Below are 6,492 nucleotides of genomic sequence, written 5' to 3'. Positions count from 1 at the left end.
GACCGCACGCACCAGACTCCCCCAGCTACCGCTGGGAGGTGCCCCCGGCAGCCCCCGGCCTAACGGCCGGACGACGCTACGTTGACGACACCCCCCTGGCGGAGAAGGATCTCACCGCCATCGACCAGGCCGTCCTCGCGGGACGCGCGGCCGGGACCAACATCACCGGCTATCTGCGCGTGACGCTCTCCTCCAACCTCGGCAACGTCCTCGCCATGCTCGGCGCGGGGCTGCTGCTGCCCTTCCTGCCCATGCTCCCGGCGCAGGTCCTGGTGCAGAACCTCTGCTTCGACGCCGCCCAGTTGGCCTTCGCCTTCGACCGGCCGGCCGCCGAGAGCCTGCGGCATCCCGTGCGGCTGAGGCCCCGCGCCCTCCTCCGTTTCCTCACCGGATTCGGCCTGCTCAACGCGGCGGCCGACCTCGCCACGTTCGGCGTCCTCGCGTTCTCCCTGGGCGGTGGGGAGCCGGTGGGCGACGAGGCGGGCTTCCACTCCGGCTGGTTCACCGAGAACCTCCTCACCCAGGCGCTGGTGATGCTCCTGCTGCGCACCTGCCGCCCCGGTGCGGGAGGCCGCGCGGGAGGCCGCGCCGGGGCCCGGGTCCGGGTGGCGGGACCGCTCCGGCTGGCCACGGCGGGGCTCGCCGTGGTCGGGCTGCTGTTCCCGCTGACCCCGCCCGCCGCTGCGCTGGGCCTGACCGCACTGCCGCTCTCGTACTACCTGCTGCTCGTCCCCGTCCTCGCGCTGTACGCGCTGGCCCTCACGGTAGCCAGGCGCCGCTACGACCGCCGGAACCCGGTTGATATGGTTGCGCAAACAGGCAACTAAGACCTTGAGAGGGAGCGGGCATGCTGCGCAACGGGCTGGAGCCCTGGCATCTGCTGATCGTGGCCGTGGTGGTGATCGTGCTGTTCGGCTCCAAGAAGCTGCCGGACGCGGCGCGCTCGCTGGGCAAGTCGATGCGGATTCTCAAGAGTGAGGCCAAGGCGATGAAGGCGGAGGGCGAGCCGTCGCACGGGTCGCACGGGTCGCACGGGGAGGGCGGCGCGGTGCGTGAGATGTCCGAGGCGCACGGGGGCGGGTCCGGCAACTCCCGCTGAGGTCCGGGCCCCTGGGGTGCGGGGCGGCGGTGCCGCGGACTCTCTCCAACTTCTACAGTGCTGTAGATTCAACCGTCCGGCCTACCGAGTCCAGGAGGGGATCGTGGGGATCGCGCGAACGCGTGACAAGGGGGTACGGCTCCAGTCGAAGGACAGGGTGGACTACGAGCGCGTGCTGCACCAGGCGATGAGCACCGCGCGGATACGTGACGCGCTGCTCGGCTCCTCCGGCGGCATCGACGCCGCCGGGCTGCGGGAGCGGGCGCGCCGTGAGTCGGGCCGCGTCATGGCGGGGGCCGAGGCGGAGTACCGCGCGTACGTCGCCCTGCGTACCAAGGAGTCCCGCGCGGGGGACGCCGTCCGCCGTGCCAGGAGCGGTGGTCTGCGGAGGCGCGGGCTGCTGTCCGCGCTCGCGGTCATGGCGCCCGTCATCGCCGGCTCTGCGGCTGTGATCTTCCTGCTGCTGGGGTACGCGCTGGAGCTGGCGGGAGTGCAGCGTGATCTCGCCGACTCCCTGGTCCTCACGGGGTGGGCGGGCGCCGGGCTGGCCGCGCTCACCGCGGCGCTCGGCATCCTGTGGCTGCTCGTCACCGTCGCGCGCCACCGCGCCTCGCCGCCGCACGCGCACACCGGCGCGCGGCGTACGGAGGCGGAGCGGGCCCGCGAGGAGTGGCGGGAGGCGCTGCTGGAGCGCGGCATGCTGCCCTTCCTCACCCGCGCGCTGCGGGAGGCGGACGGGGCGGGTGGCACGGACGAGGCCGACGGGACGGGCGCCGCGTCCGGACAGCGTGGCTCGACGCCCGGTTACAGCAGCCCCGACTACTTGGGACCCGACTACACCGGGCCCGACTACACGAGCCCCCGTAAGGGTTCGTGACCGCGCGGTTTCTACAATCGCGTAGAAGATCAACTCACGTGCGAAAGAGAGCGACACCCTCATGGGCATCATCAGCTGGATCATCCTCGGCCTCATCGCCGGGGCCATAGCCAAGATCCTCCTCCCCGGGCGCGACCCGGGCGGCATGATCGGCACCACGCTCATCGGCATCGCCGGAGCCTTCATCGGCGGCTGGCTCTCCTCCACCTTCCTCGACCGGCCGGTGGAGAAGCAGTTCTTCGACCTGGCGACCTGGGTGGCGGCGATCGCGGGCTCGCTCGTCCTGCTCGTCCTCTACCGCGTCCTGTTCGGCAGCAAGTCCCGCAACTGAGGACGGCCGGGTCCCGCGACCGAGGGCAGCGCGGGGCCGGAACAGCGGGGCGGGAGCGGCCGACACTCCCGGTATTCGTTGATCTGCGTGTTCCACGGGTCCGACCCACGAAAATGCACTCCGGAACAAGCAGTTCAATGAGAGGGCCAGGCCGCTCCGCCTTGCTTCACGGTGCGGCCGTTCCGTCGAGGGGCGCTCTCTGTCGAGCCGGGACGATAAGAGAGCGACTGGACGCGAATGACCTCGCTGGACGTGACGCCGGAAACCCTGCCCGAGGGCAGTGAGAAGAGAGCCACCAGAAAACGCCGCCGGGGCGCGGCCGTCATCGACTGGCTCACCACCACCGATCACAAGAAGATCGGTTCGCTCTATCTGTGCACGTCGTTCACGTTCTTCTGCCTCGGCGGCATCATGGCGCTCTTCATGCGCGCCGAGCTGGCCCGCCCCGGTATGCAGATCCTTTCGGACGAACAGTTCAACCAGGCGTTCACGATGCACGGCACCGTCATGCTGCTGATGTTCGCCACCCCGCTCTTCATCGGATTCACGAACTGGATCATGCCGCTTCAGATCGGCTCGCCCGATGTGGCCTTTCCGCGGCTGAACATGTTCTCCTACTGGCTGTTCCTCTTCGGGTCCATCATCGTCATGAGCGGCTTCCTCACCCCGCAGGGAGCCGCCGACTTCGGCTGGTTCGCCTATTCGCCGCTCTCCGACGAGGTCCGCTCACCGGGCATCGGCGGTGACCTGTGGGTCATGGGCCTGGCCCTCTCCGGCTTCGGCACCATCCTGGGGTCGGTCAACTTCATCACCACCATCATCTGCATGCGCGCGCCCGGCATGACGATGTTCCGGATGCCGATCTTCACCTGGAACGCGCTGCTCACGTCCGTCCTGGTGCTGTTCGCCTTCCCCGTGCTCGCCGCCGCGCTCCTGGTCCTGGAGGCGGACCGCAAGTTCGGGGCGCACGTCTTCGAAGCGGACAACGGGGGAGCGCTGCTGTGGCAGCACCTCTTCTGGTTCTTCGGACACCCGGAGGTCTACATCATCGCGCTGCCGTTCTTCGGCATCGCCAGTGAGACCCTGCCGGTGTTCAGCCGTAAGCCAATCTTCGGTTACATCGGGCTCGTCGCGGCGACGATCGCCATCGCGGGCCTTTCCGTGACGGTGTGGGCGCACCACATGTTCGTCACGGGCGGGGTACTGCTGCCGTTCTTCTCGTTCATGACCTTCCTCATCGCGGTGCCGACCGGTGTGAAGTTCTTCAACTGGATCGGCACGATGTGGAAGGGCTCCCTTTCCTTCGAGACGCCGATGCTGTGGACGATCGGCTTTCTGGTCACCTTCCTCTTCGGCGGTCTGACGGGCGTCATCCTGGCCTCGCCCCCGATGGACTTCCACGTCTCCGACTCGTACTTCGTGGTGGCGCACTTCCACTACGTCGTCTTCGGTACCGTCGTCTTCGCGATGTTCGCGGGCTTCCACTTCTGGTGGCCCAAGTTCACCGGGAAGATGCTGGACGAACGGCTCGGGAAAATCACCTTCTGGACGCTGTTCGTCGGCTTCCACGGCACCTTTCTGGTGCAGCACTGGCTGGGCGCCGAGGGCATGCCGCGCCGTTACGCCGACTATCTCGACGCGGATGGCTTCACGGCCCTGAACACCATTTCCAGCATCAGCTCCTTCCTGCTGGGCCTGTCCCTGCTGCCGTTCTTCTACAACGTCTGGAAGACGGCGAAGCACGGCAAGAAGGTCGAGGTCGACGACCCGTGGGGGTACGGCCGTTCGCTGGAGTGGGCGACCTCCTGCCCGCCGCCGCGGCACAACTTCGTCACCCTGCCGCGCGTGCGCTCCGAGTCCCCCGCCTTCGATCTGAACCACCCGGCCGTGCTGACCCTGGACGAGGCCGACAACCGCCCCCACGCCTCGGCCACCGTGGCGCCGGGTGACAAGCAGGCGCGACGGAGCCAGGAGTGACGGGACAGTGGGAAGCGGCAGGGTTCCGGCCGAGGAGAGGCGTGTGGCAGCCGACGCATCCGACGTGGGACCGGACGAGGACAGCGCCCGTGGCCTCGCCCAACTGGAGGGCTACCTGCTGTGGAGCGCGGAGGTGCGGGAGGCCGGGCGCCGGGCGAGCCTCTTCGCCGACCAGCTCCCCTGGCTGACCACCGCCCAGCGCGAGGAGGTCGAGCGGGTCTACGCCGCCGACCGGCTCGCCCTCTCCCGGGACGTCCTCCTGCGGATCGCGCACCGGGCCACGGAGCTGCGCGCGGAGTACAGCGAGCGCTACCGGCGGCTCAGGGCCCGCTGCCTCACCACGGTGGCCCTCGGCTGCGCGGGTGCGCTGACCGTGCTCGCCGCGCTGCTCGCGGTGACCCGCCCGGGGTGAAGGGCCGGGGCGGCAGCCCCGGAGGCACCCGTACGACACCGGGCCGCCCGCGCCCGTACGTCCGGGTGCCGGTACACGGCGTCAAGATCATGATGCGGCGGCGCAGAGATCGTCGCAGCCTGGATGCATGGCTGTACCCATCGTCGTCCACCCGGCGCCCCCTGACGGAGGCCGCCGCGTCACCGCCCACGGGCGGTCGCTCGGCGTCGCCTACGGCATGGTCGACCTGATCGAGTTCCTTCGCCAGACCGGGCTCGACATCGCCACCATCGACCTCCACGACGACGAGCTGATCGAGTGGCGTGGGGGCGGACCCGAGGTGTGGGAGTGAGGCAGATGGCTGAAGAACGGACCTACCGCGGACCGGCGGTCCTGCTCCTCGACGGTGTCGAGACCGACGTGATGGCCGATCTGACCGCCTACACCTATCACCACAAGGAGGAGTGGAGCGGCCTCCTCAAGGCGGGCAACCCGCTGGAGGACTTCTGCCGCTTCGTCGACCGGCCGACGGTGCTGCGGATCTTCGAGAGCGGCCGTGAGGGCGAGGTGCTGCTGCACGGCTGGGGCAGCAAGCTCATCCGCGCAGAGGGCAGCGGACCAGCCCCCTTCTAGCCCCGCCCCCGCCCCCTCCACAGACGGCGCACGGCTCGCGGGCTCACCGCTTGCGGGAGGCATAGGGGACGTCGTCGGGGGCCTCGATGGTGCCGTCCTTGTCGATCTTCGGGAGGCCCTTCTGCGGCTTGGGCAGCAGCGCCTTGCCGGGGTCGACGTCGCCGTCCGCCGTCACTCCGTAGAGCGCCTCGTAGATCTCGCGCACGGCCGGGGCCGAGGCACCGGACCCTGTGCCGCCCTGGGAGATCGTCATCACGATCGTGTACTCGTCCGTGTAGCTCGCGAACCAGGACGTGGTCTGCTTGCCCGCGACCTCGGCCGTACTGGTCTTGGCCCGTACGGGAATCTCGTCCTGCGGCCAGCCCGCCTGCCCGAACCGCCACGCCGCGGTACCGCGGGTGGTCACGCCCTGTAGCGCCTCGTCCATCTGCTTGAGCGTGGCCTTGCTGACGGGCAGCTTGCCGTGGGACTTGGGCTCGATCTCCTCGGTCTTCTTGCCGTCAGCGCTGACGATGGCCTTGCCGATCGTCGGATCGTAGAGCGTGCCGCCGTTGGCGATGCCCGCGTAGATCGTCGCCATCTGGATCGGCGTGACGAGGGTGTCGCCCTGGCCGATGGAGTAGTTGACGCTGTCACCGGCCCGCATCTTCATCCCCGAGACGCAGTTCTCCTTGGCGATCCTCTCCGCGTACGACGTGGCGTTCTCGCCCTGCTCGCACCACGCGTCCTTGTTCGCCTCCCAGTAGTCCTTCTTCCACTTACGGTCCGGGACGCGTCCTGTGACCTCGTTGGGGAGGTCGATACCGGTCTCCTTGCCCAGACCGAAGTCGTGGGCCGTCTTGTAGAACCAGTCGTTCGCGTCCTTCTTCGGCTTGTTCCCGCCGTCCTGTAGCCACTGCTTGTAGGCGAGGTCGTAGAAGACGGTGTCGCAGGAGACCTCCAGCGCCCGCCCGAGACTGATCGGACCGTAGCCCTTGGACTCGAAGTTCTTGAAGGTCTGGCCGCCCACGTTGTACGAAGCACCGCAGTTGTAGCTGCCGTCGAAGTCGTAACCGGCCTTCACCGCCGCCGCCGTCGAGATCACCTTGAAGATGGAGCCCGGCGCCGCGAGGCCCTGGATGGAGCGGTTCAGCAGCGGATAGTTGGAGTCCTTCCCCGTCAGCCGCTTGTACTCCGCCTGATCT

9 protein-coding genes are annotated in these 6,492 nt (G+C 68.8%); 8 read left to right on the top strand and 1 reads right to left on the bottom strand.

The genetic code is table 11. The features are described 5' to 3' along the window. The 8 genes from ACYVOO_RS32925 to ACYVOO_RS32890 form a co-directional block, all read left to right on the top strand. A partial coding sequence (locus ACYVOO_RS32925; protein WP_461019376.1) for a cation transporting ATPase C-terminal domain-containing protein occupies positions 1–827 on the top strand: 827 nt, incomplete at its 5' end. Positions 828–847: 20 nt separating this feature from the next. Then, the gene (tatA, locus tag ACYVOO_RS32920) at positions 848–1,099 is read left to right on the top strand and encodes a Sec-independent protein translocase subunit TatA (RefSeq protein ID WP_461019375.1); all 252 of its coding nucleotides are present in this window, start codon (positions 848–850) and stop codon (positions 1,097–1,099) included. 103 nt (positions 1,100–1,202) lie between these two features. Beyond that, positions 1,203–1,976 (top strand): hypothetical protein, encoded by a 774-nt coding sequence (locus ACYVOO_RS32915; RefSeq protein ID WP_461019374.1) that lies wholly within the window; start codon positions 1,203–1,205, stop codon positions 1,974–1,976. 61 nt (positions 1,977–2,037) lie between these two features. Next, positions 2,038–2,307, top strand: coding sequence for a GlsB/YeaQ/YmgE family stress response membrane protein (locus tag ACYVOO_RS32910; protein ID WP_453349518.1), 270 nt, complete (start codon positions 2,038–2,040; stop codon positions 2,305–2,307). A 237-nt stretch (positions 2,308–2,544) separates the two neighbouring features. Next, the gene (ctaD, locus tag ACYVOO_RS32905; RefSeq protein WP_461019373.1) at positions 2,545–4,284 is read left to right on the top strand and encodes an aa3-type cytochrome oxidase subunit I; all 1,740 of its coding nucleotides are present in this window, start codon (positions 2,545–2,547) and stop codon (positions 4,282–4,284) included. Between the two features lie 64 nt (positions 4,285–4,348). Next, complete coding sequence (locus tag ACYVOO_RS32900) at positions 4,349–4,696, top strand: hypothetical protein (RefSeq protein ID WP_461019473.1); 348 nt, start codon at positions 4,349–4,351, stop codon at positions 4,694–4,696. Between the two features lie 127 nt (positions 4,697–4,823). After that, positions 4,824–5,027, top strand: a complete 204-nt coding sequence (locus ACYVOO_RS32895; RefSeq protein WP_453349520.1) for a hypothetical protein — start codon at positions 4,824–4,826, stop codon at positions 5,025–5,027. Between the two features lie 5 nt (positions 5,028–5,032). Beyond that, positions 5,033–5,308, top strand: coding sequence for a hypothetical protein (locus ACYVOO_RS32890; protein WP_461019372.1), 276 nt, complete (start codon positions 5,033–5,035; stop codon positions 5,306–5,308). A 43-nt stretch (positions 5,309–5,351) separates the two neighbouring features. Here the strand turns inward: ACYVOO_RS32890 and ACYVOO_RS32885 are convergent. Beyond that, positions 5,352–6,492 (bottom strand): penicillin-binding transpeptidase domain-containing protein (locus tag ACYVOO_RS32885; protein ID WP_461019371.1); only part of this gene is annotated, 1,141 nt, incomplete at its 5' end.

The sequence above is a fragment of the Streptomyces daliensis genome, assembly GCF_054782395.1.
The sequence above is the reverse complement of the archived record's forward strand: the minus strand, read 5'-3'. Positions and strand labels throughout refer to the sequence as shown.